At 70.9% G+C, this 23,933-nt stretch carries 22 protein-coding genes; 3 read left to right on the top strand and 19 right to left on the bottom strand.

From position 1 onward, the window contains the following. Position 1: 1 nt before the first annotated feature. From bamB to ndk, 6 genes are all read right to left on the bottom strand, one after another. Positions 2–1,225: an outer membrane protein assembly factor BamB gene (gene bamB, locus ACE3Q2_RS06430; protein WP_374473437.1), complete on the bottom strand. Its 1,224-nt coding sequence runs from the start codon at positions 1,223–1,225 to the stop codon at positions 2–4. Positions 1,226–1,229: 4 nt separating this feature from the next. After that, positions 1,230–1,880 carry a YfgM family protein gene (locus tag ACE3Q2_RS06425; protein ID WP_374473436.1) on the bottom strand — a complete coding sequence of 217 codons (651 nt, stop codon included), beginning with the start codon at positions 1,878–1,880 and terminating at the stop codon, positions 1,230–1,232. A gap of 62 nt (positions 1,881–1,942) precedes the next feature. Further along, entirely contained in the window at positions 1,943–2,824 is an 882-nt protein-coding gene (locus tag ACE3Q2_RS06420) for a helix-turn-helix domain-containing protein (protein ID WP_231693881.1), read from the bottom strand. Between the two features lie 2 nt (positions 2,825–2,826). After that, positions 2,827–3,594 carry a type IV pilus biogenesis/stability protein PilW gene (gene pilW / locus ACE3Q2_RS06415; protein ID WP_374473435.1) on the bottom strand — a complete coding sequence of 256 codons (768 nt, stop codon included), beginning with the start codon at positions 3,592–3,594 and terminating at the stop codon, positions 2,827–2,829. Beyond that, positions 3,584–4,684, bottom strand: a complete 1,101-nt coding sequence (rlmN, locus tag ACE3Q2_RS06410) for a 23S rRNA (adenine(2503)-C(2))-methyltransferase RlmN (protein ID WP_374473450.1) — start codon at positions 4,682–4,684, stop codon at positions 3,584–3,586. Before rlmN ends, pilW begins: the two co-directional genes overlap by 11 nt. 59 nt (positions 4,685–4,743) lie before the next feature. Continuing rightward, positions 4,744–5,169, bottom strand: a complete 426-nt coding sequence (gene ndk / locus ACE3Q2_RS06405; RefSeq protein ID WP_043799529.1) for a nucleoside-diphosphate kinase — start codon at positions 5,167–5,169, stop codon at positions 4,744–4,746. A gap of 232 nt (positions 5,170–5,401) precedes the next feature. Between ndk and ACE3Q2_RS06400 the strand changes: the two genes are divergently transcribed. From ACE3Q2_RS06400 to ACE3Q2_RS06390, 3 genes are read left to right on the top strand one after another with little or no spacing between them, the layout of a single operon-like run. Next, positions 5,402–6,022 carry a TetR/AcrR family transcriptional regulator gene (locus ACE3Q2_RS06400; RefSeq protein ID WP_043799531.1) on the top strand — a complete coding sequence of 207 codons (621 nt, stop codon included), beginning with the start codon at positions 5,402–5,404 and terminating at the stop codon, positions 6,020–6,022. A gap of 33 nt (positions 6,023–6,055) precedes the next feature. Then, positions 6,056–8,425 (top strand): 3-hydroxyacyl-CoA dehydrogenase/enoyl-CoA hydratase family protein, encoded by a 2,370-nt coding sequence (locus ACE3Q2_RS06395; protein ID WP_374473434.1) that lies wholly within the window; start codon positions 6,056–6,058, stop codon positions 8,423–8,425. 20 nt (positions 8,426–8,445) lie between these two features. Beyond that, positions 8,446–9,642, top strand: a complete 1,197-nt coding sequence (locus tag ACE3Q2_RS06390) for an acetyl-CoA C-acyltransferase (protein WP_374473433.1) — start codon at positions 8,446–8,448, stop codon at positions 9,640–9,642. 56 nt (positions 9,643–9,698) lie between these two features. Here ACE3Q2_RS06390 and ACE3Q2_RS06385 read toward each other — a convergent pair whose 3' ends face one another. From ACE3Q2_RS06385 to serC, 13 genes are all read right to left on the bottom strand, one after another. Further along, entirely contained in the window at positions 9,699–10,991 is a 1,293-nt protein-coding gene (locus tag ACE3Q2_RS06385) for an NAD(P)/FAD-dependent oxidoreductase (protein WP_374473432.1), read from the bottom strand. A gap of 16 nt (positions 10,992–11,007) precedes the next feature. Next, a complete protein-coding gene (galU, locus tag ACE3Q2_RS06380) occupies positions 11,008–11,886 on the bottom strand; it encodes a UTP--glucose-1-phosphate uridylyltransferase GalU (RefSeq protein WP_374473431.1) in 879 nt (292 codons plus the stop codon). Between the two features lie 23 nt (positions 11,887–11,909). Then, positions 11,910–13,793 carry an SDR family NAD(P)-dependent oxidoreductase gene (locus tag ACE3Q2_RS06375; RefSeq protein ID WP_374473430.1) on the bottom strand — a complete coding sequence of 628 codons (1,884 nt, stop codon included), beginning with the start codon at positions 13,791–13,793 and terminating at the stop codon, positions 11,910–11,912. Beyond that, the gene (locus ACE3Q2_RS06370; RefSeq protein WP_374473429.1) at positions 13,790–14,785 is read right to left on the bottom strand and encodes a lipopolysaccharide biosynthesis protein; all 996 of its coding nucleotides are present in this window, start codon (positions 14,783–14,785) and stop codon (positions 13,790–13,792) included. Before ACE3Q2_RS06370 ends, ACE3Q2_RS06375 begins: the two co-directional genes overlap by 4 nt. Before the next feature lie 5 nt (positions 14,786–14,790). Continuing rightward, positions 14,791–15,963, bottom strand: a complete 1,173-nt coding sequence (lapB, locus tag ACE3Q2_RS06365) for a lipopolysaccharide assembly protein LapB (RefSeq protein WP_231693890.1) — start codon at positions 15,961–15,963, stop codon at positions 14,791–14,793. After that, positions 15,956–16,228, bottom strand: coding sequence for a lipopolysaccharide assembly protein LapA domain-containing protein (locus ACE3Q2_RS06360; RefSeq protein ID WP_231693891.1), 273 nt, complete (start codon positions 16,226–16,228; stop codon positions 15,956–15,958). The genes lapB and ACE3Q2_RS06360 overlap by 8 nt, the downstream gene beginning before the upstream one ends. Before the next feature lie 56 nt (positions 16,229–16,284). After that, positions 16,285–16,584: an integration host factor subunit beta gene (locus ACE3Q2_RS06355; protein WP_043799547.1), complete on the bottom strand. Its 300-nt coding sequence runs from the start codon at positions 16,582–16,584 to the stop codon at positions 16,285–16,287. Between the two features lie 92 nt (positions 16,585–16,676). Beyond that, entirely contained in the window at positions 16,677–18,359 is a 1,683-nt protein-coding gene (gene rpsA, locus ACE3Q2_RS06350; RefSeq protein WP_374473428.1) for a 30S ribosomal protein S1, read from the bottom strand. Positions 18,360–18,510: 151 nt separating this feature from the next. Further along, positions 18,511–19,203: a (d)CMP kinase gene (gene cmk, locus ACE3Q2_RS06345; protein ID WP_231693893.1), complete on the bottom strand. Its 693-nt coding sequence runs from the start codon at positions 19,201–19,203 to the stop codon at positions 18,511–18,513. A gap of 10 nt (positions 19,204–19,213) precedes the next feature. Further along, positions 19,214–20,539 carry a 3-phosphoshikimate 1-carboxyvinyltransferase gene (aroA, locus tag ACE3Q2_RS06340; protein WP_374473427.1) on the bottom strand — a complete coding sequence of 442 codons (1,326 nt, stop codon included), beginning with the start codon at positions 20,537–20,539 and terminating at the stop codon, positions 19,214–19,216. Further along, a complete protein-coding gene (gene hisC, locus ACE3Q2_RS06335; RefSeq protein WP_374473426.1) occupies positions 20,536–21,651 on the bottom strand; it encodes a histidinol-phosphate transaminase in 1,116 nt (371 codons plus the stop codon). Before hisC ends, aroA begins: the two co-directional genes overlap by 4 nt. Before the next feature lie 2 nt (positions 21,652–21,653). Continuing rightward, positions 21,654–22,799, bottom strand: a complete 1,146-nt coding sequence (gene pheA, locus ACE3Q2_RS06330) for a prephenate dehydratase (protein ID WP_374473425.1) — start codon at positions 22,797–22,799, stop codon at positions 21,654–21,656. A 3-nt stretch (positions 22,800–22,802) separates the two neighbouring features. Then, complete coding sequence (gene serC, locus ACE3Q2_RS06325; protein ID WP_374473424.1) at positions 22,803–23,888, bottom strand: 3-phosphoserine/phosphohydroxythreonine transaminase; 1,086 nt, start codon at positions 23,886–23,888, stop codon at positions 22,803–22,805. Positions 23,889–23,933: the final 45 nt, after the last annotated feature.

The following is a 23,933-nucleotide window of genomic DNA, read 5'->3' as shown; positions in this document are numbered from 1 at the left end:
GTTACTGCGCCGGCGCCGGGTAGGCGGCCAGCTTTCCGTCGATGGTGAGCGCCAGCAGGGTGCCCGTGGGCGTGACCTGCGGGGTGCCGCGGATGGCTTCCTTGGCGACGCGGTCGCGGCCGGCGATGACGCCGTCCGAAGCGCGGATCCAGTGCAGGTAGCCCTCGATGTCGCCGACCACGATGTAGTCGCCCTGCAGCGCCGGCGTGGTGAGCCAGCGGCGCGCCAGCGCCTCCTGCTTCCACAGCGCCGAGCCGTTGTTGCGGTCGAGCGCCCAGACGGTGCCCGCCGGGTCGGTGACGATCAGGCGGTCGGCCAACAGCGCCAGGCCGGCGTAACCGCCGACGTCGCGGTTCCACAGCGGGCGGCCGTTGGCGGTGGAGATGGCCATGGTCTGGCTGCGGAAGCTGGTGGCGTAGATTTCCTGGTAGCCCAGGGCCAGTTCGCCGTCCACGTCGGCCATGCGGTCGAGTTCGTTGCGGCCGTCGGCTTCGGCGACCAGCTGGGTCCAACCCACCAGGCCGTCCTGCAGGCGCAGGGCGACCACGGTGCCGTCGTCGTAGCCGAGGTAGACCAGCTGGCCGTCGCTCACCGGCGCGCCGTTGCCGCGCACGCTCAGCGCCGGCACGCCGCGGTCGAACACCCACTTGCGGGTGCCGTCGGCCGGGTCGAGGCCGAACACGCGGCCGTCGTTGCTGCGCACCACGATGCGGTCGGGCGTGACCAGCGGCGTGGCGATGACTTCCGACGTGGCGCGGGCGCGCCAGCGCTCGGCGCCGGTTTCAGCGTCCAGGGCGACGATTTCGCCATTGCGGCCGCCGGCCACGACCATGCCGTTGCCGGCGCCCGGGCCGCCGGTCAGGCCGCCGTCGATGGCCTTGCGGCGCCAGAAGAACACGCGGCTGCCCTGCTTGCCGGTCTTGACGACCTCGGAGTCCCACAGGGTGTCGCCGGTGTTGGCGTCCAGGGCCAGCACGCGGCCCTCGTCGTTCGAAACGTAAAGGCGGTCGCCTTCGATGGCCGGGCGCTGGCGCAGGCCGAGCGCGGCGTTGCCGTCGCCGAGCTTGCGGGTCCAGCTGGGCTTGACCGCGATCGGGCTCTCGATTTCGACCAGCTCGGCCGGCTCAAGCGCCTTGCTGGCCTTGTCGCCGAAGATGCCCTTGATGGTGGTGCAGCCGGTGGCGAAGGCGAGGATCGCCGCGATGATCAGGGAACGACGCAGCATGCGCTCAGGCCTCCGGCTGTTCGGGCAGGCGGCCGCCGGCCTCGGTGAACTTCATTTCGACGATGCCGCGGGTCGGCGCGCCCTGGTCGAGGGCGGCCAGCGCCTTCTCGTAGGCGGCACGGGCCTGCTCTCGGCGGCCCAGCGCCAGTTCGGCGTCGCCGCGCAGCTCTTCGGCCACGCCGGCGTAGCTGGGGAACGGGGTGGCGTCGAGGCGCTTGATCGCTTCCTCGTGCTTGCCCTGCCCCGCCAGCAGGCGCACCGCGCGCAGCTTCACCAGCTCGGCCAGGGCCGGGTCGGTGTTTTCGGCGGGCACGCCGTCAAGCATGGCGAGGGCTTCGTCGGTCTTGCCGGCCGCGTGCAGCATCTCCGCCTCGGCCAGCGCGGCAAGCGCGACGTAAGGCGTCTTCGGGTGGTTCTGGCGGATGGCCTGGGCGTGCGCGGCCGCCTTGGCGGCGTCATTGGCCTCGACGGCCTTGTTGAAGGCCACGTACTCCGCGGCGGCTTCGACCTTGCGCAGTTCGCCCTGCCCCTGCCACCACTGCCAGCCACCGAGGGCGGCCAGGCCCAGGGCGATGCCGGTGATGAGCGAGGAGCCGTTGTTTCGCAGCCAGGCGCGAACGCGTTCGCCCTGTTCGTATTCGTCGGTCTGGTCCATGGATCGCTTCTTCGGGCCCGGCGCAGGCGCGCGGGCGGGTGGTAAGGAGGCTGCGGCCGCGGTCAGTGCCGGGCGGGAGCGGGTTCGCCGCTAGAGGATACCGTAAAGCGGGCGACGTTCGCGGCGCGGTAAGGCGCCAGGTCCACCGGTTCCCCGCCATGCAGCACCTGCACCGCTTCGGCGTTGCCGAGCGTAATGTGCGCGACCTGTCCGGGCGCGTAACGACGCTCGGCGCCGGCGTCCACCAGGCCACGCTCGATGCGCGCGCCGCTGGCGTCGGTGACGTCGATCCAGCTCTGGCCGGTGAAGCGCAGCAGCAGTCCCTCGGCCACGTCGGCGGCGGCGGGCGCCTGCTTCTGGAACGGCGCCATCGAGGCCATCACCGGGTCGGGGCCGGTCTCGCGGGTGGCCGGCGCCGCGGGTTCGGGCGTGGTAGCCGGCTCGGCCACGCGGACTTCGGGCGCGGGCGGCGGCGCCACGTCGGCCAGGGCCGGCGGCAGCGAAGAAGGATCGGTGTCGAGCGTGAGCGAGGGCGCGCGCTCCGCCGCCTGGTAGTGGCGAGCCACCAGCACCACCGGCACCACCAGCACCGCGGTCATCACCAGGTACACCAGGTTGCGCACGGAACGGTCGAAGGTGCGGCGCATTCGCGAACGCGAGGCCATGGTCACCAGCGGCGGCGCCGGCTTGGTGGTGGCCACCTGTTCGGCCAGGGTGTCCGGCAGGCCGACCAGGCGCAGGTAGCTGCCCAGGTAGCTGCGGACGTAGATGGGGGCACCCAGGCGGGCCCAGTCCTCGCGCTCCATCGCTTCGATGATCGCCACCGGCAGCCGCAGCTGCTGGCCGGCCTGCTCGACGCTGAGGCCGGCCTTGGTCCGGGCGGCGCGCAGGCGCATGCCGATCGGATCCTGGAACAACGCTTCCTGCATGCCTTCGGTGCTCATGACTACGGCGTCCCCTCCGGGGAGTTGGGCGTGTGGTCCGGGAACTGCTCACGCAGGCGGCTGCGGTAGCGTTCGGCGGCGGCGCGGTCGCCCGCGCCCTCTTCGATGGCGGTGGCCAGCTCGAGCATGTCGGCGCCGACCTCGCCCAGGGCCTCGCGGCGCTGCACGAAGGCGCGCGCGCCGAGGAAATTGCCCTGGCGGAACTGCAGGCGGGCCATCTGCTCGAGCAGCAGCGGGTCTTCGGGCGCCAGCTCCAGCCCCTTGCGCAGCGGCGGCTCGGCGCGCTCGAGGTTGCCGGCCTGCATGGCGCAGCGGCCGGCGTTGTAATAGCTCTGCGCCTTGGCTTCGTAGAACGGGTCGCGCACGGCGCGGGCGAACAGCGCGTCGGCCTCGTCGGGCTTGCCGTGCTCGCACAGCCAGGCGCCGTGAACGTTGAGCACGTGGCCACTTTCCGGGGCCAGCTTCACCGCGCGGGCGAAGTGTTCGCCGGCGCGTTCCTCGTCGTCGAGGGCCTGGCGGATCATGCCCATCACGATCTGCACGTCGGCCGAATCGGGGTCGTGGCGCAGGGCGCGGTTGGCGCGGTCCATGGCCAGGTCGAGCTTGCCGACGCGCAGGTAGTTCTGCGCCAGCTGCAGGTTCGCCAGGCCCTTGTTGCTCATGGTGGTCTCGGTGGTCACCGGCTTCCTGGCGGCGCCGCCGGAGGCGCAGCCCGCCAGCGCCAGGGCCAGCACCAGGGCGGACAGCAGCGGGAAGGAATCACGCGGCATCGGACACTCCCTTTTCCTCGAGCTTGCGCTTGAATTCGGCCTGGCGACGGGTGCGGTCCATGACCTGGCCCTTGAGCTGGCCGCAGGCCGCGTCGATGTCGTCGCCACGGGTGCGGCGCACCATGGTGAGCACGCCGGCGTCGAGCAGGATCTTCTGGAAGGCGCGGATGGTCGCTTCGTCGCTGCGCTCGAAGCGGGTGCCCGGGAACGGGTTGAACGGGATCAGGTTGACCTTGCCCGCTTCCGAGTACTGCACCTGGTTGCAGAACTGCTTCATCAACCGCGCCAGCTGGCGGGCGATTTCCGGGGTGTCGTTCACGCCCTTCATCAGGGTGTATTCGAAGGTGATGGACTCGCCCTTCTTGCGGCGCTGCAGGTAGCGCACGCAGGCGGCCATCAGTTCGGCGATGGGGTACTTCCTGTTGAGCGGCACCAGCTGGGTGCGCAGCTCGTCGTTCGGCGCGTGCAGCGAGACGGCGAGCGACACGTCGCTCTCCTCGCCCAGCCGGTCGATCATGGGCACCAGGCCCGCGGTGGACAGGGTGACGCGCTTGTTCGCCAGGCCGAAGCCCAGGTCGTCGCGCATCAGGTTCATGGCGCGCACGACGTTGTCGAAGTTCAGCAGCGGCTCGCCCATGCCCATCATCACCACGTTGGTGAGCTTGCGGTGCAGGTGGGTCTTGTTGCCCAGGTGCTTCGAGGCCACCCACACCTGGCCGATGATCTCGGCGGTGCTGAGGTTGCGGTTGAAGCCCTGCGTGGCGGTGGAGCAGAACTGGCAGTTCAGGCCGCAGCCGACCTGGCTGGACACGCACAGCGTGCCGCGGCCCTTGTCGGGGATGAACACGGTCTCGATGGCGTTGCCCGAGTCCATGCCCAGCAGCCACTTGTGGGTGCCGTCCGCCGAGGGCTTGTCGAACTGCACGCTCGGCGGGCGGATTTCGGCGTGGGCCTCGAGCTTGGCGCGCAGCGCCTTGCCCACGTCGGTCATCTGCGCGAAGTCGGTGACATGCTGGTGGTAGATCCACTTCATCACCTGGTGGGCGCGGAAGCGCTTCTCGCCGAGGGTCTCGGCGAAGAAGCGCTCCATGCCCTCGCGATCGAGGTCGAGCAGGTTGGTCTTGGCGACGACCTCGGTCACGGCGTTCCTCAGCGCGGGCAGAGCTCGGTGGCGGCGAAGAAGTACGCGGTCTCGATGGCCGCGTTCTCCAGGCTGTCCGAACCGTGCACGGCGTTGGCGTCGATGGACTGGGCGAAGTCGGCGCGGATGGTGCCCGGCGCGGCTTCCTTCGGGTTGGTGGCGCCCATCAGCTCGCGGTTCTTGGCGACGGCGTTCTCGCCCTCGAGCACCTGGATCATCACCGGGCCGGAGATCATGAACTCGACCAGCGCGTTGAAGAACGGGCGCTCGCGGTGCACGGCGTAGAAGCCTTCGGCTTCCTTGCGCGAGAGGTGCTTCATCTTGGCGGCCACGACCTTCAGGCCGGCCTTCTCGAAGCGGCTGTAGATCTCGCCGATGACGTTCTTGGCGACCGCGTCGGGCTTGATGATGGAAATGGTGCGCTCCAGCGCCATGGTCTAACTCCGTAGGTTGCAGGGGTTTATCGGGCCGCTGAATTTAACACAAAACCCCGTCCAATCGAGGGTTTAGCGCAAATCCCTGAATATTTCCAGCAGCATCCCGCACCCCGCCCTCACCCCTCCCCGGGGACCCTCGGTCCCTGCGCTCGTTTCAATTGCCCATTTGACGGCGGGCGCGGGCGGCGTACACTCGCCAACACACGTTTGAATCGAACGCTGGCAGGCCATGACGACGACCCATTTCAACACCAAGGAACGCATCCTCGGCGCCGCCGAGGAGCTCTTCGCCCAGCACGGCTTCGCCGGCACCTCGCTGCGGCAGGTAACCAGCCGCGCCGACGTGAACATCGCGGCCGTTAACTACCACTTCGGCAGCAAGGAGAACCTGGTCAACGAGGTCTTCCGGCGCCGCATGGACGACATGAGCGAACGCCGCCTGGCCCTGCTGCGCAAGGCCCAGGCCGAGAAGCCGGGCGACCTGGAGGCCATCCTGGCCGCCTTCATCGAACCGCCCCTGGCCCTCACCCTCGACCGCCACGGCGGCTCGGCCTTCGTGCGGGTACTGGCCCGCGCCTTCGCCGAGAAGAACGACCGCCTGCGCAAGTTCCTGTCCGACAACTACGGCCACGTGCTGCGCGAATTCGCCAAGGCCATCGGCCAGGCCCTGCCCGACCTGGCCAAGGAAGACCTGTACTGGCGCCTGGACTTCACCGCCGGCGCGCTCACCTATGCCATGGCCGATTTCGGCCTGATCAAGCGGCCCTCGGGCGTGTCCGAGAAGGCCCACTGCGAAAAGGCCGCCCAGGGCCTGATCCGCTTCGCCGCCGCCGGCCTCCGGGCCGGCTGAGCCCCCGTTTCCTCCTCCCACGGAGCTTCAACCATGCCGCAACTTCGCATCCGCAAGGTGGCCGTGCTCGGCGCCGGCGTGATGGGCGCGCAGATCGCCGCCCACCTCGCCAACGCCGACGTGGACACCGTCCTGTTCGACCTTCCGGCCAAGGAAGGCAGCCCCAACGGCGTCGTCGAGAAGGCCATCGCCAACCTCGGCAAGCTCTCGCCCGCCCCCTTCGCCAGCAAGGCCAAGGCCGCGGCGATCACGCCGGCCAACTACGACCAGCACCTGGAGCTGCTGCGCGACTGCGACCTGATCATCGAGGCCATCGCCGAGCGCATGGACTGGAAGAAGGCGCTCTACGACCGCATCGAGGCCTACGTGGCCCCGCACGCCATCCTGGCCTCGAACACCTCGGGCCTGAGCATCAACGGCCTGGCCGAGGTGCTGCCCGAGTCCATGCACACCCGCTTCTGCGGCGTGCACTTCTTCAACCCGCCGCGCTACATGCACCTCGCCGAGCTCATCCCTTGCGCGAAGACCGACAAGCAAGTGCTTGAAGGACTTGAGACTTTCCTGGTCACCACCTTGGGCAAGGGAGTGGTCTACGCCAAGGACACGCCGAACTTCATCGGCAACCGCATCGGCGTCTTCTCCATCCTCTCCACCCTGCACCACACGGCCCAGTCGGGCCTGGGCTTCGACGAGGTGGACGCCCTGACCGGCCCCCTGCTCGGCCGCCCGAAGTCGGCCACCTACCGCACCTCCGACGTGGTCGGCCTGGACACCATGGCCCACGTCATCAAGACCATGGCCGACACCCTGCCGGACGACCCCTGGCACAAGTACTTCAAGGCGCCCGAGTGGCTGCAGGCGCTCATAGGCAAGGGCGCGCTGGGCCAGAAGACCGGTGCCGGCATCTTCATGAAGAAGGGCAAGGACATCGTGGTGCTGGACCTCAAGGCCCAGGACTACCGCCCGGCCACCGGCGTGGCCGACCCGGAGGTCGTGGCCATCCTCAAGAACAAGGACCCGGCCGCGAAGTTCGCCCAGCTGCGCGCCAGCCAGCATCCGCAGGCGCAGTTCCTGTGGGCGGTGTTCCGCGACCTGTTCCACTACAGCGCCTACCACCTGGCCTCGATCGCCGAGACCGCCCGCGACGTCGACCTGGCCATCCGCTGGGGCTACGGCTGGAGCCTGGGCCCGTTCGAGACCTGGCAGGCCGCCGGCTGGAAGCAGGTGGCCGAATGGATCGCCGAGGACATCGTGGCCGGCAAGGCCATGTCCAGCGCGCCGCTGCCGGACTGGGTGTTCGACGGCCGCGACGGCGTGCACGCCGCCGAAGGCAGCTTCAGCCCGGTGCGCGGTGGCAAGCTGCCGCGCTCCACCCTGCCCGTCTACCAGCGCCAGCGCTTCCCGGACCCCGTGCTGGGCGAACGCGCCGCGCCGGGCGAAACCGTGTTCGAAACCGACGCGGTGCGCATGTGGCATGACGGCGACGGCATCGCGGTGCTCAGCTTCAAGACCAAGATGAACACCGTCGGCGACGGCGTCCTGGCCTGCGTGCTCGAGGCCGTGGACCGCGCCGAGAAGGACTTCCAGGGCCTGGTCATCTGGCAGCCGAAGGAGCCGTTCTCGGCCGGTGCCGACCTCTCTGGCGCCATGGCGTCGCTGCAGGCCGGCAAGCTGGCCGAGTTCGAGGCCATGGTGGAAACCTTCCAGTCGGCCAGCCAGCGCATCAAGTATTCGCTGGTGCCCGTGGTGGCGGCCGTGCGCGGCCTGGCCCTGGGCGGCGGCTGCGAGTTCCAGATGCACTCGGCCCGCACCGTGTTCGCGCTCGAGAGCTACATTGGCCTGGTCGAGGCCGGCGTGGGCCTGCTGCCGGCCGGCGGCGGCCTGAAGGAAATCGCGCTGCGCGCCGCGCAGGCGGCCGGCCCGGGCGGCGACGTGTTCGCCCAGCTCAAGCCGTATTTCGAGGCCGTGGCGATGGGCAAGGTCTCCACCTCGGCGCTCGAGGCCAAGGAGCTCAAGCTGGCCCGCGAGGGCGACGTGGTGGTCTTCAATGCCTACGAACTGCTGCACGTGGCCAAGGCCCAGGCCCGCGCCCTGGCCGAGTCGGGCTACCGCCCGCCGCTGCCGGCGCGTGGCATCCCGGTGGCCGGCGACGTCGGCATCGCCACCTTCCGCATGATGCTGGAGAACATGCTCGAGGGCCGCTTCATTTCCGAACACGACTACGAGGTGAGCAAGCGCATCGCCACCGTGATGTGCGGCGGAGAGGTGGACCGCGGCGCGCTGGTGGACGAGGCCTGGCTGCTCAAGCTCGAGCGCGAGCACTTCGTGGCCCTGGCGCAGATGCCCAAGACCCAGGAACGCATCGCCTACATGCTCAAGAACGGCAAGCCGCTGCGCAACTGAGCGACGACAAGGAACCGACCATGACCAAGCAAATCCAGGACGCCTACATCGTCGCCACCACCCGCACCCCGGTGGGCAAGGCCCCGCGCGGCGTCTTCCGCAACACCCGCCCCGACGAAATGCTGGCCCACGTGCTGCGCGCCGTGGTGGACCAGTGCCCGGGCATCGACCCCACCCGCATCGACGACGCCATCATCGGCTGCGCCATGCCCGAGGGCGAGCAGGGCATGAACGTGGCGCGCATCGGCCTGCTGCTGGCCGGCCTGCCCAACGTCATCGCGGCCCAGACCATCAACCGCTTCTGCTCCTCGGGCCTGCAGGCCGTGGCGCTGGCGGCCGACCGCATCCGCCTCGGCGAAGCCGACCTGGTGCTGGCCGGCGGCACCGAGTCCATGTCCATGGTGCCCATGATGGGCAACAAGGTGGCCATGAGCCCGAAGGTCTTCCAGGACGAGAACGTGGCCATCGCCTACGGCATGGGCATCACCGCCGAGAAGGTCGCCGAGGAGTGGAAGGTCAGCCGCGAGGACCAGGACGCCTTCGCCCTCGCCTCGCACCAGAAGGCGCTGGCGGCCCAGGCGGCCGGCGAGTTCAACGCCGAGATCACGCCCTACCAGGTGTTCTCGCGCCAGCCGGTGCTGGGTTCGAACACCGTGAAGCTGCGCGAGATGCTGGTGCAGCAGGACGAGGGCCCGCGCGCCGACACCAGCGCCGAAGGCCTGGCCAAGCTGCGCCCGGTGTTCCGCAACGGCGGCTCGGTGACGGCGGGCAACAGCTCGCAGATGTCCGACGGCGCCGGCGCGGTGATGCTGGCCTCGGCGCAGGCGATCAAGGACTACGGCCTGACCCCGCTGGCGCGATTCGTCGGCTTCTCGGTCGCGGGCGTGCGCCCGGAGGTGATGGGCATCGGCCCGATCGCCGCCATTCCCAAGGTGCTGCGCCAGGCCGGCCTCACCGCCGACCAGCTGGACTGGATCGAGCTCAACGAAGCCTTCGCCGCGCAGGCCCTGGCGGTGATCCGCACCTGCGAACTCGACCCGGCCAAGGTGAACCCACTGGGTGGCGCCATCGCCCTGGGCCACCCGCTGGGCGCCACCGGCGCGATCCGCACGGCCACCATCGTGCACGGCCTGCGCCGCCGCCAGCAGAAGTACGGCATGGTCACCATGTGCATCGGCACCGGCATGGGCGCCGCGGGCATCTTCGAAGCCCTCTGACCGCCCCACTCCGCAAACGAAGACGGGCCCCTCGGGGCCCGTTTTCTTTGCGCGGCTCACGCGCCGCGAGGGCCTTCCCGCCAGTCTTTCCAGGCGTCGCGGGCCTGGTACCACCAGTAGCTGAGCTGGGCGCCGACGAAGCCGGTGGGCTTGAGCGCCGAGACCAGGCCGTAGTCGGCGAACTCGCGCCAGCGCGGGTCGCCGTGGGCGATGGCCGAGGCCAGCACCTCGCCGGCGAAGGTGGTGGGCGCCACGCCGTGGCCGCCGAAGGCCTGGGCCAGCCACAGCCCCTCGTCCACCCGGCCGATCTGCGGCATCTGGTGGCGGGCATAGCTCATCAGGCCCGACCACGCGTGTTCGATGCGCACGTCGGCCAGCTGCGGGAACACCTTGAGCAGGTCGCGCCGCAGCAGCCGCTGCACGGCGGCCGGCGAGCGGTCGAGCACCGAGATGCGGCCGCCCCAGAGGACGCGGGTATCGGGCAGCGGCCGGTAATAATCGAAGGCGAAGCGGGTGTCGTAGATGGCGGCGCGCGTGCGCAGTACCTCGTCCAGCCGCGGTCCCAGCGGCTCGGTCACCATGACGTAGGTGGCAATGGGCATCACGCCGGCATCCACCTCGCGGCGCAGGCCGGCCAGGTAACCGCCGCAGCCCAGCACCACGTGCCGCGCATGCACTTCGCCCTCGGGCGTGCGCACGCGCCAGCCGTGGCCCTCGCGGTCGAGCGCCAGCGCCGGCGTGGCTTCGTGCAGCGCCACGCCCTGCCCCGCCGCCACCCGCGCCAGGCCGCGCGCATAGGCCAGCGGGTCGAAATGCAGGGCATTGGCCTCGAACAGGCCCTCGGTGTAGCGCTCGCTGTGGACCAGCCCGGCCATGCGGGCACGGTCGAGCCATTCCCATTCCACGCCGTAATGGCGAGCCAGCAGCGCCTGCCGCGCCTTGAGCACCGACGGGTCGCGGAACCAGTTCGCCCAGATGACGCCGGCGTCGGTGGCCTGGCAGTCGATGCCGTGGCGGGCGATGCGCTGGCGGATCAGCCCGACGGCGTCCTGGGTGCCCGAGTAGAGCGCCTGCGCGCGCTGCTCGCCCAGGTCGGCCAGCAGCGCGTCCTCGCCGCGGGAAAAACCACCGAACACGAAGCCGCCGTTGCGGCCCGAGGCGCCGTGGCCCAGCGTCTTCGCCTCCAGCAGCACCACGTCGCGCATGCCGCGCTCGGCCAGGGCCAGCGCGGTATTCAGCCCGGCGAAACCACCGCCGACGATGCACACTTCGGCCTCGCGGCGACCGGACAGCGCCGGGCGCGGCGCCGGCGCGGGCGACGAGGCGCGGTAATAGGTCGCGGCCTCCATGCGGCGGGCCCCGGGTTCAGCGCGCCAGCGCGGCGCGCATGTATTCGCGGGCTGGCTCGGCCAGGTCCTCGTGGTCGAGCGCGAATTCGATGGTGGCCTCGACCAGGCCGATGCGGCTGCCGCAGTCGAAGCGCCGGCCCTGGAAGCGATAGGCCAGAACGCGCTGCTCCGCCATCAGCGCGGCGATGCCGTCGGTGAGCTGGATCTCGCCGCCCGCACCTGGCTTCGTGCGCTTGAGCAGCTCGAAGATGCGGCCGCTGAGCACGTAGCGGCCGACCACGGCCAGGTTGCTGGGCGCGACTTCCGGCCGGGGCTTCTCGACGATGGCGGTGATCTCGCCGTGGCGACCGGAGAAGTCGCGGGTGGCGACGATGCCGTAGCTGCCGGTCTGCTCGCGCGGCACGTCCTGCACCGCCACCACGCTGGCCGACTCCTGCTCGGCCAGGTCGGCCATCTGGCGCAGCGCGCCGGGGCCCTTGTTCCAGATCAGGTCGTCGGGCAGCAGCACGGCGAAGGGTTCGTCGCCGACCACCGGCTGCGCGCACAGCACGGCGTGGCCCAGGCCCAGCGCCTCGGCCTGGGTGACGAACACGGCGCGCACGTGCCGCGGCAGCACGTCGCGGATGAGCGACAGCAGCTCGGACTTGCCCGCCTTCTCCAGCTTCTGCTCGAGCTCGTAGGCCTTGTCGAAGTAGTCGGCCACCGAGTGCTTGTAGCGGTTGGTGACGAACACCAGGGTGTCGCAGCCGGCCTCGATGGCCTCGTCCACCGCGTACTGGATCAGCGGCTTGTCCACCACCGGCAGCATTTCCTTGGGCACGGTCTTGGTGGCCGGCAGGAAGCGCGTACCCAGGCCGGCGACGGGAAAGACGGCTTTGCGGATGCGTTGGCTCATGGGGCTCTCGTCGGGGTCTTTCGTCAGACAGGATTGAGGTCTTCGGGGTACGGGTCGTCGCCCTGCGCGGCGCCGGGCCGGTATTCCGGCACCGCCTCGCGCAGCAGGGCCGCCAGCGCCGCCTCCGCGCCCGGGTCGCGCAGCAGCGCGTCCATCCGTTCGAGCAGGCTGCGCAACGCGGCCGCGTCGGCCTCGCGCGGCTGCGCCTGCAGGATGCGCGGGTGGCGCGTGCGCTGGTAGCGCTCGTCGGGGTGGAACAGGATCTCGTGCAGCTTCTCGCCGGGGCGCAGGCCAGTGTAGCTGACGCTGATGTCGATCCCGGGACGCTTGCCGCTGAGCCGGATCATCTGCTCGGCCAGTTCGCGGATGGCCACCGGGCGGCCCATGTCCAGCGCATACACCGCGCCGCTTTCATGGCCCAGGCTCACCGAGTGCAGGATCAGCTGGCAGGCCTCGGGGATGGTCATGAAGTAGCGCGTCACCTCCGGGTGCGTCACCGTCACCGGGCCGCCGGCGGCGATCTGCTTGCGGAACAGGGGCACCACGCTGCCGGCCGAGTCGAGCACGTTGCCGAAGCGCACGATCGACAGCCGCACCGGGCTGCCGCCCAGTTCCACCTGGCAGGCGAGCTCGGCGAAACGCTTGCTGGCGCCCAGCACGTTGGCCGGGTGGATGGCCTTGTCGGTGGAGATCAGCACGAAGTGGCCCACGCCGGCCTCGCGGCAGGCGCGCGCCACCACGGCGGTGCCGCCGACGTTGTTGCGCAGGGCTTCGCGCACCTGCCCTTCCAGCATCGGCACCTGCTTGCAGGCGGCGGCGTGGAAGACGTAGTCGATGCCGCCGGCCAGGGCGATGCGGCAGGCGGTGGCGTCGCCGCAGTCGGCCAGCATGGGCCGGACATCCACCTGCGGGAATTCACGCTGCAGCTCGGTGGTGATCTCGTCGAGCGGCAGTTCGGCGCGCTCGAACAGCAGCACCGAGGCGGCGCCCGCGGCCGCGCACTGGCGCGCCAGCTCGGAGCCGATGGAGCCGCCCGCGCCGGTCACCATCACCCGGCGCCCGGCCACCGTGCCGGCGCCCAGGCGCGCGTCGAACTGCACCGGCTGGCGGCCCAGCAGGTCCTCGATGCGCACCTCGCTCAGCTCCAGGCGCTGTGGCTTGCCGGCCAGCATGTCGGACAGGCGCGGCACGGTTCGGAACGGCAGCCCGGTTTCGTCGCACAGCGCCACCACGCGCTGCATCTCGGCGGCGCTGGCCGAGGGCATGGCGATGACGATCAGGTTCGGCGCGGTTTCCTGCGCCAGGTAGGGCAGCTCGTCGAGCGTGCCCAGCACCGGCACGCTCTGCACCTTGGCGCCTTTGAGCGCCACGTTGTCGTCGAGCAGGCCCACCGGCTGGTAGCGGCCGTCGCTGCGCAGGTCGCGCAGCAGGGTCTCGGCGGTGCGGCCGGCGCCCAGCACCAGCACGCGCTTGGCGTCGGCGCGGTGCGAGGCCTGGCGGTAGTCCTTCCACAGCCGGTACAGCAGGCGCGGCAGGCCGAGCATGAAGACCAGCGCGATCGGGTACGGGAACAGCACGCGGCGCGGCACGTCGGGCAGCACGCCCAGCAGGAACAGCAGCGCCACGATCAGCAGCACGCCGGCCAGGGCGCCGCGGACCAGGTTGGCCAGGTCGGGCAGGCTCGCGAAGCGCCACAGGCCCTGGTACAGGCCCACCGCGCGCAGCACCAGGCCCTGGGTGCCCACGGCCACCAGCAGTTCGATGCCCAGCGACGGCGCCGGCGGCGCGCCGGCCACGCCGGCCAGCCAGCGCAGGCCCAGCCAAACCAGCGCGACCATCACCAGGTCGTGCAGCACGATCAACAGGCGCGGCACCCGGCTCGACAGGGCACCCAGGTTCAACTTCATCCAGCGGACTCCAGGGGTTCACCCGGGCGCGGCCAGCGGCGGCCCAGGGCGGCATGCAGAATCATTCCCGCGACGTAGGCCAGCGCGCACGCGGCCAGCGGCCACGGCGGCGTTTGGCCCGCGACTGCCAGCGCGAGGGCGCAGGCGGCCACCGTCCAGGCGGCGTAGAGCGCACAGACGCCGGCGTGGCTCCAGCCACGGGCGACGGCGCGCTGGTAGAGGTGTTCGCGGTGCGCCTGCCACAGCACCTGCCGGCGGCGCGCACGCGCCAGCAGGGTGAGGCCGGCGTCGATCAGCATCACCGAGGGCGGCAGCAGCAGCAGCCAGGCCTGCGCGGGTTCGAGCTTCGATGCGGCCACCAGGCCCAGCGCGGCCACGCCGTAACCCAGGGCATGGCTGCCCACGTCGCCCAGGAACAGGCGCGCCCGCGGGAAATTCAGCGGCAGGAAGCCAAGGCTAGCCGCGGCCAGCGCCACCGCCAGCCAGGCGAGCCCAGGCGCCGCCGGTGCCAGCAGCGCCAGCCCCAGCGCCGAGAGCAGCGCCTGGGTGGCGGCCATGCCGTTGCTGCCGTCGAGGAAATTCCAGACGTTCACCAGGCCAACCACGAAAAACGCGGCGGCGGCCACGCCCAGCGGCTCGCCCAGCAGCGCGGGCAGCAGCGGAAAGGCCCAGGCCAGGCAGAGCGCGCCGGCCACCTGCAGCGCCAGCTTCAGCGCCGGCGGCAGCGGCCGCAGGTCGTCGACCAGGCCGGCGCCGGCGCACAGCGCCAGTCCCATCGCGAAGGCCGCCCTGCCCTCGCCCAGCCAGGCCGAGGCCAGCAGCAGCACCAGCGCGATGCCGATACCGCCGCCGCGCGGCGTGGCCACCTGGTGCAGGCGGCGCTCACCCGGATGGTCGACGTGGCCGCGGCGCAGCGCGAAGGCGCGCCAAGCCAGCGAAAGCAGGAAGGACGCCGCCAGCGAGGCGATCGCCAGCATCCACAGGGGCGGCATCGAATTCACTCGCTGACCGCGCCGTGCACCGGCTTGATGCTGCCCCAGGACTTGCAGCCCGGGCACTGCCAGTGGTGCGCCCGCGCGCCGAAGCCGCAGCGCTGGCAGCGGTAGCCCGGCGTGCGCACGACCAGTTGCTCGGTGATCTGCTTGAGCGTCTTGAGCGCGACGGCCGGGTCGGTGTCGGCATCGCGCAGGCTCAGCTCGATGAAGGCCGCCTCGCCGCGCACCGACGGCCGCTCCTTGAGCTGGCGCGAGAGGAAGGCCAGCGCCGCGGTCTTGCCCTCCTCGCGCTCGATCATGCGGGCGATTGCCAGCACCGGCGACACGCCCGGGTAGTGCTCGATCATCTCCATCAGGAAACCGCGGGCGCGGGCGCCCTCGCCGCGCCGCTCGTAGCAGCCGAGCAGCGGTTCGAGGATTTCCGGCAGGAATTCGATGTCATGCCGCGCCACGCGCTCGAAGGCGCGGATGGCGGCGGCGTCGTTGCCGGCGGCCAGCTCCAGCCGGCCTTCCACCAGGCCGGCGCGCACCGAATGGCTGTCGGCGGCGTAGGCATCAGCCACGTGCTGGCGCGCCTGGTCGATGTCGCCGGCCAGCCGCGCCTTTTCGGCCAGTTCGCAGTGGAACTGGGCCACCAGCTTGCCCATCGGCTCGCCGCCGGCGTTCTCGAGCTGGCGCGCGTGGGCGATGGCCTTGCCCCAGTCGCGTTCGGCCTGGTAGATCGAGATCAGGTGGCGCAGCGCCTGCGGCGCCAGCACGCCCATGCGCACCAGGTCGGTGAACAGGGTTTCGGCGCGGTCGAGCAGGCCGGCGCGCATGTAGTCCTCGCCCAGCGCCAGCACGGCGCGGGTCTTCTGTTCGTCGCTGAGGCCCGGCCGGGCCACCAGGCTCTGGTGCAGGCGGATGGCGCGGTCCACTTCGCCGCGGCGGCGGAACAGGTGGCCGAGCGCGAACTGCGTCTCCACCGTGTCCTTGTCCACGGCGGCGATCTGCAGGAAGACTTCGATGGCCTTGTCCTGCTGCTCGTTGAGCAGGTAGTTCAGGCCGCGGAAATAGGTGTTCGACAGGCGCGAGACACGCGCGCCGCCGCGGCGCTCGCCGCCACGGCGGCCGGCCAGCCAGCCGCCACCCGCCGCGACGGGCAGCAGGAGCAGCAGCCAGGCCAGTTCAGTCATGGCCTTCCGTGCCGGTGGCCGGCGCCGCGGGCGCGGGCTGGCCGCGCCGCAGGCGGTGGCGCAGCGGCCAGATGACGGTGGCGGTGAGCACGAAGCCAGCCAGCAGGGCGCCGGCCAGCAGGGCCAGCAGCAGGCTGGTCCCGAGCGAAAGGGTGTCGACGCTGAGGAAACCCAGGTCGATGCGGACGGGGTCGCGGTTGAGCGCGCCGAACAGCACGCCGAAGGCAACGAAGAGCAGCGCGAGAATGGCCTTGATCAGTCGCATCCGCGAGGAGTCCGGTTCCGGGCACCGGCAAGCTTAGCCCATTGCGGGCCGCAAGCTCAGCCTTCGGAGGCCACCGGAGCGCCGTTGACCCGGTCGCGCAGTTCCTTGCCGGGCTTGAAATGCGGGACGTACTTTCCGGGCAGGGCCACGGAATCGCCGGTCTTGGGGTTGCGGCCCAGGCGCGGCGGACGGAAATGCAGGGAGAAGCTGCCGAAGCCGCGGATCTCGATGCGCTCCCCCTGGGTCAGGGCACCGCTCATCATCTCGAGCAGGGTCTTGACGGCCAGGTCCACGTCGTCGGCCTTGAGATGGGCCTGGCGACGCGACAGCACCTCGATCAGTTCGGACTTGGTCATCTCCGGGCGGTCCCTCGGTCGGTTCTGGGGTGGCGGGGGGGGGGGGGGGGGGGGCCGGGGGCCCCCCCCCCCCCCGCGCCGGTACAGCGGGCTTACTCGCCCTTGTTCAGCTGCTCGCGCAGCAGGGCGCCCAGCTTGGTGGTGCCGGAGGACGCGTCGAAGGACTTGTTGACCTCCGCCATCGTCTCCTGCAGCTCGGCCTCGTCCTTGGCGCGGATCGAGAGCTGCATGGTGCGGCCCTTGCGGTCCATGCCCATGTACTTGGCTTCGACCTTGTCGCCGACCTTCAGGTACTGGGTGGCGTCCTCGACGCGCTCCTTGGCGATGTCGTTGGCGCGGATGTAGCCCTCGACGCCGCCCTCGAGCTCGATGGTGGCGCCACGGGCGTCGACTTCCTTGACCACGCCGTTGACGATCGCGCCCTTCTGGGTGCCGGCCATGTACTGGCCCACCGGATCCTGCTCGAGCTGCTTGACGCCCAGCGAGATGCGCTCGCGCTCGGGGTCCACGGCCAGCACGACGGCTTCCAGGTTGTCGCCCTTCTTGAAGTTGCGGACGACGTCCTCGCCGGTGGTGTTCCAGGAGATGTCGGACAGGTGCACCAGGCCGTCGATGCCGCCGTCCAGGCCGATGAAGATGCCGAAGTCGGTGATCGACTTGATCTGGCCTTCGACCTTGTCGCCCTTCTTGTGGATGGCGGCGAAGGTTTCCCACGGGTTGCTGGTGACCTGCTTGATGCCCAGCGAGATGCGGCGACGCTCTTCGTCCACGTCCAGCACCATGACCTCGACCTCGTCGCCGACCTGCACGACCTTGGCCGGGTTGACGTTCTTGTTGGTCCAGTCCATTTCGGAGACGTGCACCAGGCCTTCCACGCCCGGCTCGATCTCGACGAACGCGCCGTAATCGGTGACGTTGGAGACCTTGCCGAACAGGCGGGCGCCGGTCGGGTAACGACGGGCGATGTTGTCCCACGGATCGTCGCCCAGCTGCTTCAGGCCCAGCGAGACGCGGTTGCGCTCGCGGTCGAACTTCAGCACGCGCACGTCGAGCTCGTCGCCCACGTTGACCACCTCGGACGGGTGGCGCACGCGCTTCCAGGCCATGTCGGTGATGTGCAGCAGGCCGTCGATGCCGCCCAGGTCCACGAACGCGCCGTAGTCGGTGAGGTTCTTGACCACGCCCTTGATGACGGCGCCTTCCTGCAGGCGCTCCATCAGCTGCTCGCGCTCGACGCTCGACTCGGACTCGACCACCGCGCGGCGGGAGACGACGACGTTGTTGCGCTTGCGGTCGAGCTTGATGATCTTGAACTCGAGTTCCTTGCCCTCGAGGTAGCCCGGGTCGCGGACCGGGCGCACGTCGACCAGCGAACCCGGCAGGAACGCGCGGACGTCGCGGATGTCGACGGTGAAGCCGCCCTTGACCTTGCCGGAGATGCGGCCGGTGACGATCTCGCCGGCTTCCATGGAAGCCTCGAGCTCGTCCCACACCATGGCGCGCTTGGCCTTCTCGCGCGACAGCACGGTCTCGCCGAAGCCGTTCTCGAGGTACTCGAGGGCGACCTTGACGGTCTCGCCGACGGCGACTTCGAGCTCGCCGGCTTCGTTACGGAACTGCTCGATGGGGATGATGCCCTCGGACTTCAGGCCGGCATTGATGACGACCACGTCCGAACGCACCTCGACCACGGTGCCGGAGACGATGGCGCCCGGCTTGAGCTTGGAGAGGGCGTTCTGGCTCTGCTCGAACAGTTCAGCGAAAGATTCAGTCATTGTTGGATACTCGGTTGGACACACGGGCCGGCGGCTCCGCCGCGACCCACCTGTTGGCGCCAAATGCGCGTGGGAATACCCCGCGCCATCGGGCGCGGGACCGTTTTCTGCCTGGGAAGTCGCCCCCGTGGGGACGGGATGCGCCGGGGGATCAGTCCTGGCGGGGCTGGCGGAGTTTTTCCGGCAGCACCGACAGCACGCGCTCGATCACCTCGGTGATGGGCGTGCCGGTGGAGTCCACGACCACCGCGTCGTCCGCGGGTTTCAGGGGCGCCACCGCACGACCGGCATCGCGCTCGTCGCGAGCGGCGATTTCGTGCAGCAGACTGTCAAGATTAACCGAAACCCCTTTTTCCTTCAACTGCTTATGACGCCTTTTGGCCCTTTCCTCGGCGCTGGCCGTCAGGAAGACCTTGTAGGGGGCGTCCGGGAAGATCACGGTGCCCATGTCCCGGCCGTCGGCCACCAGGCCAGGGGCGCGCCGGAACTTGTGCTGCAGGTCCACCAGGGCGGCCCGGACCGGGGGGTGGGCGGCAATGGCCGAGGCGGCCGCGCCGGCGGTTTCCATGCGCAGCTGGCGGGTGGCGTCCTTGCCGTTGACGATCACGTGGGGCTCGCCCGCCCCTTCGGTTTCGAAGCGGATCTCGGTGCGGGCGGCGCACTGGGCCACCGCCTCGGCGTCGCTCAGGTCCACGCCCTCCCAGGCCGCGGCCAGGCCCACGGCCCGGTACAGGGCCCCGGAGTCGAGGTAATGCCAGCCGAGGCGTTCGGCCACGGCGCGACTGATGGTGCCCTTGCCGGAACCGGAGGGGCCATCGATGGTGAGCACGGGGATGCGGGGCATGGCCGGGATTCTAGAGGATGGGCGGGGCCGCCCGCAGGCCGAAGCCGGCCGAGCGGGCCAATTCGAGGAAACCGGGGAAGGACGTGGCCACGTTGGCGCAGTCGCCGATGCGCACTTCGCCCGAAGCCAGCTGGGCGGCGATGGCCAGGCTCATGGCGATGCGGTGGTCGCCATGGCTGTCGGCCTGCCCGCCGGCCAGGCGGCCGCCGCGGATATGGGCCCCGTCCGGGGTTTCGGTGATGTCGGCGCCCAGGGCGCGCAGGGCCGTGGCCATGACGGCGATGCGGTCGGACTCCTTCACGCGCAGCTCGGCGGCACCGCTGACCCGGGTCTCGCCCTCGGCCAGGGCGGCGGCCACGAACAGGGCCGGGAACTCGTCGATCATGTCCGGCACCAGGGCTTCGGGCACGGCGATGCCGCGCAGGCGGGCGTGGCGCACCCGCAGGTCGGCCACCGGTTCGCCGCCCTGCTCGCCCGCGCTGGTTTCGGTGATGTCGGCGCCCATCAGTCGCAGCGCGGCCAGCAGGCCGGTGCGGCGCGGGTTCATGCCGACGCGGCGCAGCAGCAGGTCGGAGCCGGGCACCAGCGAGGCGGCGACCAGGAAAAAAGCCGCCGAGGAGAAATCGGCCGGCACGCGCACGTCGGTGGCGCGCAGGCGGTGGCCGCCCTCGAGGCGCGCCAGCCCGGGCGAAAAGCGCACCGGCCAGCCGAAGGCCGCGAGCATGCGCTCGGTGTAGTCGCGGGTCGGATGTGGTTCGTGCACCACCGTTTCGCCGCGGGCATACAGGCCCGCCAGCAGGACCGCGGATTTCACCTGCGCACTGGCTACGGGAAGTTCATAATCAATGGCTTGCAAGCCATAGCTTGCGTGGATTCTAAGTGGCGGCAGCCCGCCCTCGCGGGCCTCGATGCGGGCGCCCATCCGGCGCAACGGGTCGATCACGCGGCCCATGGGCCGGCGCGAGAGCGAGGCGTCGCCCACCAGTTCGCTGTCGAAGGCCTGGCCCGCGAGCAGGCCGGCGAGCAGGCGCATGCCGGTGCCGGCATTGCCGCAGTCGAGCGGGCCGGCGGCGGCGCGCAGGCCGTGCAGGCCGACGCCGGCCACTTGGCGCCGGCTCGGGCTGGGAGCTTCGATGCGCACCCCCAGCTGGCCGAAGATGGCGGCGGTGGCGCGGGTGTCCTCGCCCTCGAGGAAGCCCTCGATGCTCGACTCACCCTCGGCCAGGGCCGCCAGCATGACGGCGCGGTGCGACACCGACTTGTCGCCCGGCACGGTGAGTTCGCCGGTGAGCGGGCCGCCCTGCCCGGCCAGCCAGTCGAGGCGCGGGACGCTCATGCCAGCACCTCGTCGAGCGCCTGCAGCAGGCGGCGGTTCTCTTCGCGCGTGCCCACGGTGAGGCGCAGGCAGGTGGGCAGGCCGTAGCCCGCCATGGGCCGCGGCACCACGCCGCGCGCCACCAGCCCGGCTTCGATGGGCGCGGCCTCGCGGCCGAAGTCCACGAGCAGGAAGTTCGTCTGCGACGGCGACACGGCCAGTTCGCGCGCCAGCAGCGCGTCGGCCAGGGCCTCGCGCTCGGCGGCGTTGGCGCGGCGCACGTGTTCGACGTGGGCGCGGTCGGCCAGCGCGGCCTCGCAGGCGGCCAGCGCCGGGCCGTTGACGTTGAAGGATTCGCGCAGCCGCTCCATCACCGCCACCAGGCCCGGGGCGGCCAGCAGGTAGCCGGCGCGCAGCCCGGCCAGGCCGTGCGCCTTCGAGAAGGTGCGCGTGACCACCAGGTTCGGGAAGCGCGCCAGCAGGCGCACGGCCGAGGGCAGCGCGGGGTCGGTGACGTATTCGAGGTAGGCCTCGTCCACCACCACCAGGGTCGTGCGCGGCACGCGGGCCAGGAAGGCCTCGAAGGCCGCGCCGCTGAACCAGGTGCCGGTGGGATTGTTCGGGTTGGCGAGGTAGACCAGCCGGGCTTGCGGGGTGAGCGCGGCGGCAAGCGCATCAAGGTCGTGGCCGCGGGCCATGGCGTGGCCGGCCGGCAGCGCCTCGGCCAGCACCAGGCGCGCGCCCGCGGCCTGGGCGGCCAGCGCATACACGGCGAAGCCGTAGCGCGAGGCCACCACGTCCAGGCCGGGGCCGGCGAAGGCCTGGGCCAGCATCATCAGCAGTTCGTGCGAACCGTTGCCCAGCAGCACGCGCGCGGGCTCGAGCCCGTGGTGCGTGGCGATGGCGCGCCGGAGGTCGCCACCCAGCGGATCCGGGTAGCGGTGCACCTCGGCCAGCGCGGCGGCGGCCGCGGCGCGGGCCGCGGGGCTGGGGCCCAGGCTGTTTTCGTTCGAACCCAGTTCGACCAGGCCGGCGTGGGCGCGGCGCAGGGCCACGAGGTCCAGGCCCGGGTCGTAGGCCCGCAGGCGCTGGATGCCCGGCTGGGCCAGGGCGGCGAAAGCGGCCTCGTCCATGCTCAGAGCAGCGCCACCGGGTAGGACCCGAGGACCTTGATGTCGGTGGCGTACTCGCCCAGTTCGGCCAGCGCGTCGGCTACCGGGCCATCCTGCACGTGGCCACCGACGTCGATGAAGAAGGCGTACTGCCAGCGCCCGGTGTGCGCCGGGCGCGATTCGATGCGGTTCATGCTCACGCCGTGGCGCGCGAACGGGCTGAGCACGTTGTAGAGCGCGCCGGGCTGGTCACGCACGTAGACCAGCAGCGAGCTGCGGTCGTGGCCGCTGGGCGGGAACAGTTCGCGGCCCAGCACCAGGAAGCGCGTGGTGTTGTCCGGCCGGTCCTCGATGGGCCCGGCGATGGTCCTGAGGCCATACACGTGGCCGGCGTTCTCGCCGGCGATGGCAGCCGAGTCGTCGGCGCTGCGGGCGCGGCGCGCCGCCTCGGCGTTGCTTGAAACCGCGATCTTCTCGGCCTTCGGCAGGTGCTGGCGCAGCCAGGCCTTGGCCTGGGCCAGGGACATCGGGTGCGAATACACCCGCTCGATGTCCTCGAGCCGGCCGGTGCGCGACATCAGGTACTGGTGCACGGCCAGCTCGACTTCGCCGCAGATCTTCAGCGATGAGGTCAGGAACATGTCCAGCGTGGACTGGATGGTGCCCTGCCCCGAGTTCTCCACCGGCACCACGCCGAAATCGGCGTGCCCGGCCTCGACCTCCTGGAACACCTCCTCGATGCTGCCCAGCGGCAGGCCCTTGGCCGAATGGCCGAAGTGCTTGTGCAGGGCCTGCTGCGAGAAGGTGCCCTCGGGCCCGAGGTAGCCGACCTTCAGGGGCTCCTGCTGGGCCAGGCAGGCCGACATGATTTCCCGGAACAGCCGCAGCAGCACTTCGTCGCTGAGCGGGCCGTCGTTGCGGTCGAGCACCTGGCGCAGCACCTGCGCCTCGCGCTCGGGACGGTAGTAATCGACCGCGGCCTTGAGCGAGCCCTTGGCCTTGCCCACCTGGTGCGCCCAGCGGGCGCGCTCGGCGATCAGGGCCTGGATCTGGCGGTCGATGCCGTCGATGCGCTCGCGCACCTCCGACAGCACCGGCGGCGCCTTCGGGGCGGCCAGCTTGCGAGGTTTCCCCGGCGGCCTGGCGGGCGGCGGCTTGCGGCTGGGCATGGCTCAGCCGTGGCGCCGGGCGAAATCGGCCATGAAGTCCACCAGCGCCTGCACGCCCGCCTCGGGCATGGCGTTGTAGATCGAGGCGCGGATGCCGCCGACCGCGCGGTGGCCCTTCAGGCCCAGCAGGCCGGCCGCCTCGGCTTCCTTCAGGAAGGCCTTCTCGCGGGTTTCGTCGGGCAGGAAGAAGGGCACGTTCATCCACGAGCGCGCGGAGGGCTGCACGGTGTTGCGGTAGAAGCCGCCGGACCCGTCGATGGCCGAATACAGCAGCGCCGCCTTGCGGCCGTTGCGCTCGCCCATCGCGGTCGCGCCGCCCTGGGCCTTCACCCACTGCAGCACCAGGCCCAGCACGTACCAGGCGAAGGTGGGCGGGGTGTTGAACATCGAGTCGTTCCTGGCCTGGTTGAGCAGCTCGAAGATCGGCGGCAGCTCGCGGCCGTGCTTGCCCAGCAGGTCCTTGCGCACGATGGCGATGGCCAGGCCCGAGGGCCCCAGGTTCTTCTGGGCGCCGCCGTAGAGCACGCCGAAGCGCGACACGTCCATGGGCCGCGACAGGAAGTTCGAGGAGACGTCGGCCACCAGCGGCACGCCGCCGGCGTCGGGGATGTCGTGGAATTCGACGCCGTGGATGGTTTCGTTCGGGGTGTAGTGCAGGAAGGCGGCGTTTGGGTCCAGCTGCCAGCTTTCACGGGCCGGGATGCCGGTGTAGCCGCCGTCCTTGGCGCTGGCGGCCACCCGGGCCTTGAGCGAGGGCTTCATGTTCTCCAGCGCCTTCTCGCCCCAGTGGCCGGTGAGCACGAAGTCGGCGCCCTGCCCCGGGCCGGCCAGGTTCAGCGCCAGCAGCGCCGACAACGTGGTGGCGCCGCCCTGCAGGAACAGCACGTAGTAGTCGTCCGGGATGGCCATCAGCTCGCGCAGGTCGCGCTCGGCGGCGGCGGCGCAGTCGATGAAGGCCTTGCCGCGGTGGCTGACCTCCATGACCGAGGCGCGCTCGCCCTGCCATTCCAGCAGTTCGGCCTGGACCTGGCGGAGCACGGGTTCGGGCAGCGCGGCCGGGCCGGCGCTGAAATTGAAGGCGCGTGACATGGGGAACACCTCGGGCAAGTCGTTGGGAAATTAGCACGGCGTCGC

This window comes from Arenimonas sp. (assembly GCF_041913985.1).
Taxonomy (GTDB): domain Bacteria; phylum Pseudomonadota; class Gammaproteobacteria; order Xanthomonadales; family Xanthomonadaceae; genus Arenimonas.
This window is presented reverse-complemented; position numbering and strand designations above follow the sequence as displayed.

Excerpts from the sequence above, each read along its gene's own strand:
- bamB (WP_374473437.1), bottom strand. The coding sequence starts at position 1,225 with ATGCTGCGTCGTTCCCTGATCATCGCGGCGATCCTCGCCTTCGCCACC.
- ACE3Q2_RS06425 (WP_374473436.1), bottom strand. The coding sequence starts at position 1,880 with ATGGACCAGACCGACGAATACGAACAGGGCGAACGCGTTCGCGCCTGG.
- ACE3Q2_RS06420 (WP_231693881.1), bottom strand. The coding sequence starts at position 2,824 with ATGAGCACCGAAGGCATGCAGGAAGCGTTGTTCCAGGATCCGATCGGC.
- pilW (WP_374473435.1), bottom strand. The coding sequence starts at position 3,594 with ATGCCGCGTGATTCCTTCCCGCTGCTGTCCGCCCTGGTGCTGGCCCTG.
- rlmN (WP_374473450.1), bottom strand. The coding sequence starts at position 4,684 with ATGGAGCGCTTCTTCGCCGAGACCCTCGGCGAGAAGCGCTTCCGCGCC.
- ndk (WP_043799529.1), bottom strand. The coding sequence starts at position 5,169 with ATGGCGCTGGAGCGCACCATTTCCATCATCAAGCCCGACGCGGTCGCC.
- ACE3Q2_RS06400 (WP_043799531.1), top strand. The coding sequence starts at position 5,402 with ATGACGACGACCCATTTCAACACCAAGGAACGCATCCTCGGCGCCGCC.
- ACE3Q2_RS06395 (WP_374473434.1), top strand. The coding sequence starts at position 6,056 with ATGCCGCAACTTCGCATCCGCAAGGTGGCCGTGCTCGGCGCCGGCGTG.
- ACE3Q2_RS06390 (WP_374473433.1), top strand. The coding sequence starts at position 8,446 with ATGACCAAGCAAATCCAGGACGCCTACATCGTCGCCACCACCCGCACC.
- ACE3Q2_RS06385 (WP_374473432.1), bottom strand. The coding sequence starts at position 10,991 with ATGGAGGCCGCGACCTATTACCGCGCCTCGTCGCCCGCGCCGGCGCCG.
- galU (WP_374473431.1), bottom strand. The coding sequence starts at position 11,886 with ATGAGCCAACGCATCCGCAAAGCCGTCTTTCCCGTCGCCGGCCTGGGT.
- ACE3Q2_RS06375 (WP_374473430.1), bottom strand. The coding sequence starts at position 13,793 with ATGAAGTTGAACCTGGGTGCCCTGTCGAGCCGGGTGCCGCGCCTGTTG.
- ACE3Q2_RS06370 (WP_374473429.1), bottom strand. The coding sequence starts at position 14,785 with ATGCCGCCCCTGTGGATGCTGGCGATCGCCTCGCTGGCGGCGTCCTTC.
- lapB (WP_231693890.1), bottom strand. The coding sequence starts at position 15,963 with ATGACTGAACTGGCCTGGCTGCTGCTCCTGCTGCCCGTCGCGGCGGGT.
- ACE3Q2_RS06360 (WP_231693891.1), bottom strand. The coding sequence starts at position 16,228 with ATGCGACTGATCAAGGCCATTCTCGCGCTGCTCTTCGTTGCCTTCGGC.
- ACE3Q2_RS06355 (WP_043799547.1), bottom strand. The coding sequence starts at position 16,584 with ATGACCAAGTCCGAACTGATCGAGGTGCTGTCGCGTCGCCAGGCCCAT.
- rpsA (WP_374473428.1), bottom strand. The coding sequence starts at position 18,359 with ATGACTGAATCTTTCGCTGAACTGTTCGAGCAGAGCCAGAACGCCCTC.
- cmk (WP_231693893.1), bottom strand. The coding sequence starts at position 19,203 with ATGCCCCGCATCCCCGTGCTCACCATCGATGGCCCCTCCGGTTCCGGC.
- aroA (WP_374473427.1), bottom strand. The coding sequence starts at position 20,539 with ATGAGCGTCCCGCGCCTCGACTGGCTGGCCGGGCAGGGCGGCCCGCTC.
- hisC (WP_374473426.1), bottom strand. The coding sequence starts at position 21,651 with ATGGACGAGGCCGCTTTCGCCGCCCTGGCCCAGCCGGGCATCCAGCGC.
- pheA (WP_374473425.1), bottom strand. The coding sequence starts at position 22,799 with ATGCCCAGCCGCAAGCCGCCGCCCGCCAGGCCGCCGGGGAAACCTCGC.
- serC (WP_374473424.1), bottom strand. The coding sequence starts at position 23,888 with ATGTCACGCGCCTTCAATTTCAGCGCCGGCCCGGCCGCGCTGCCCGAA.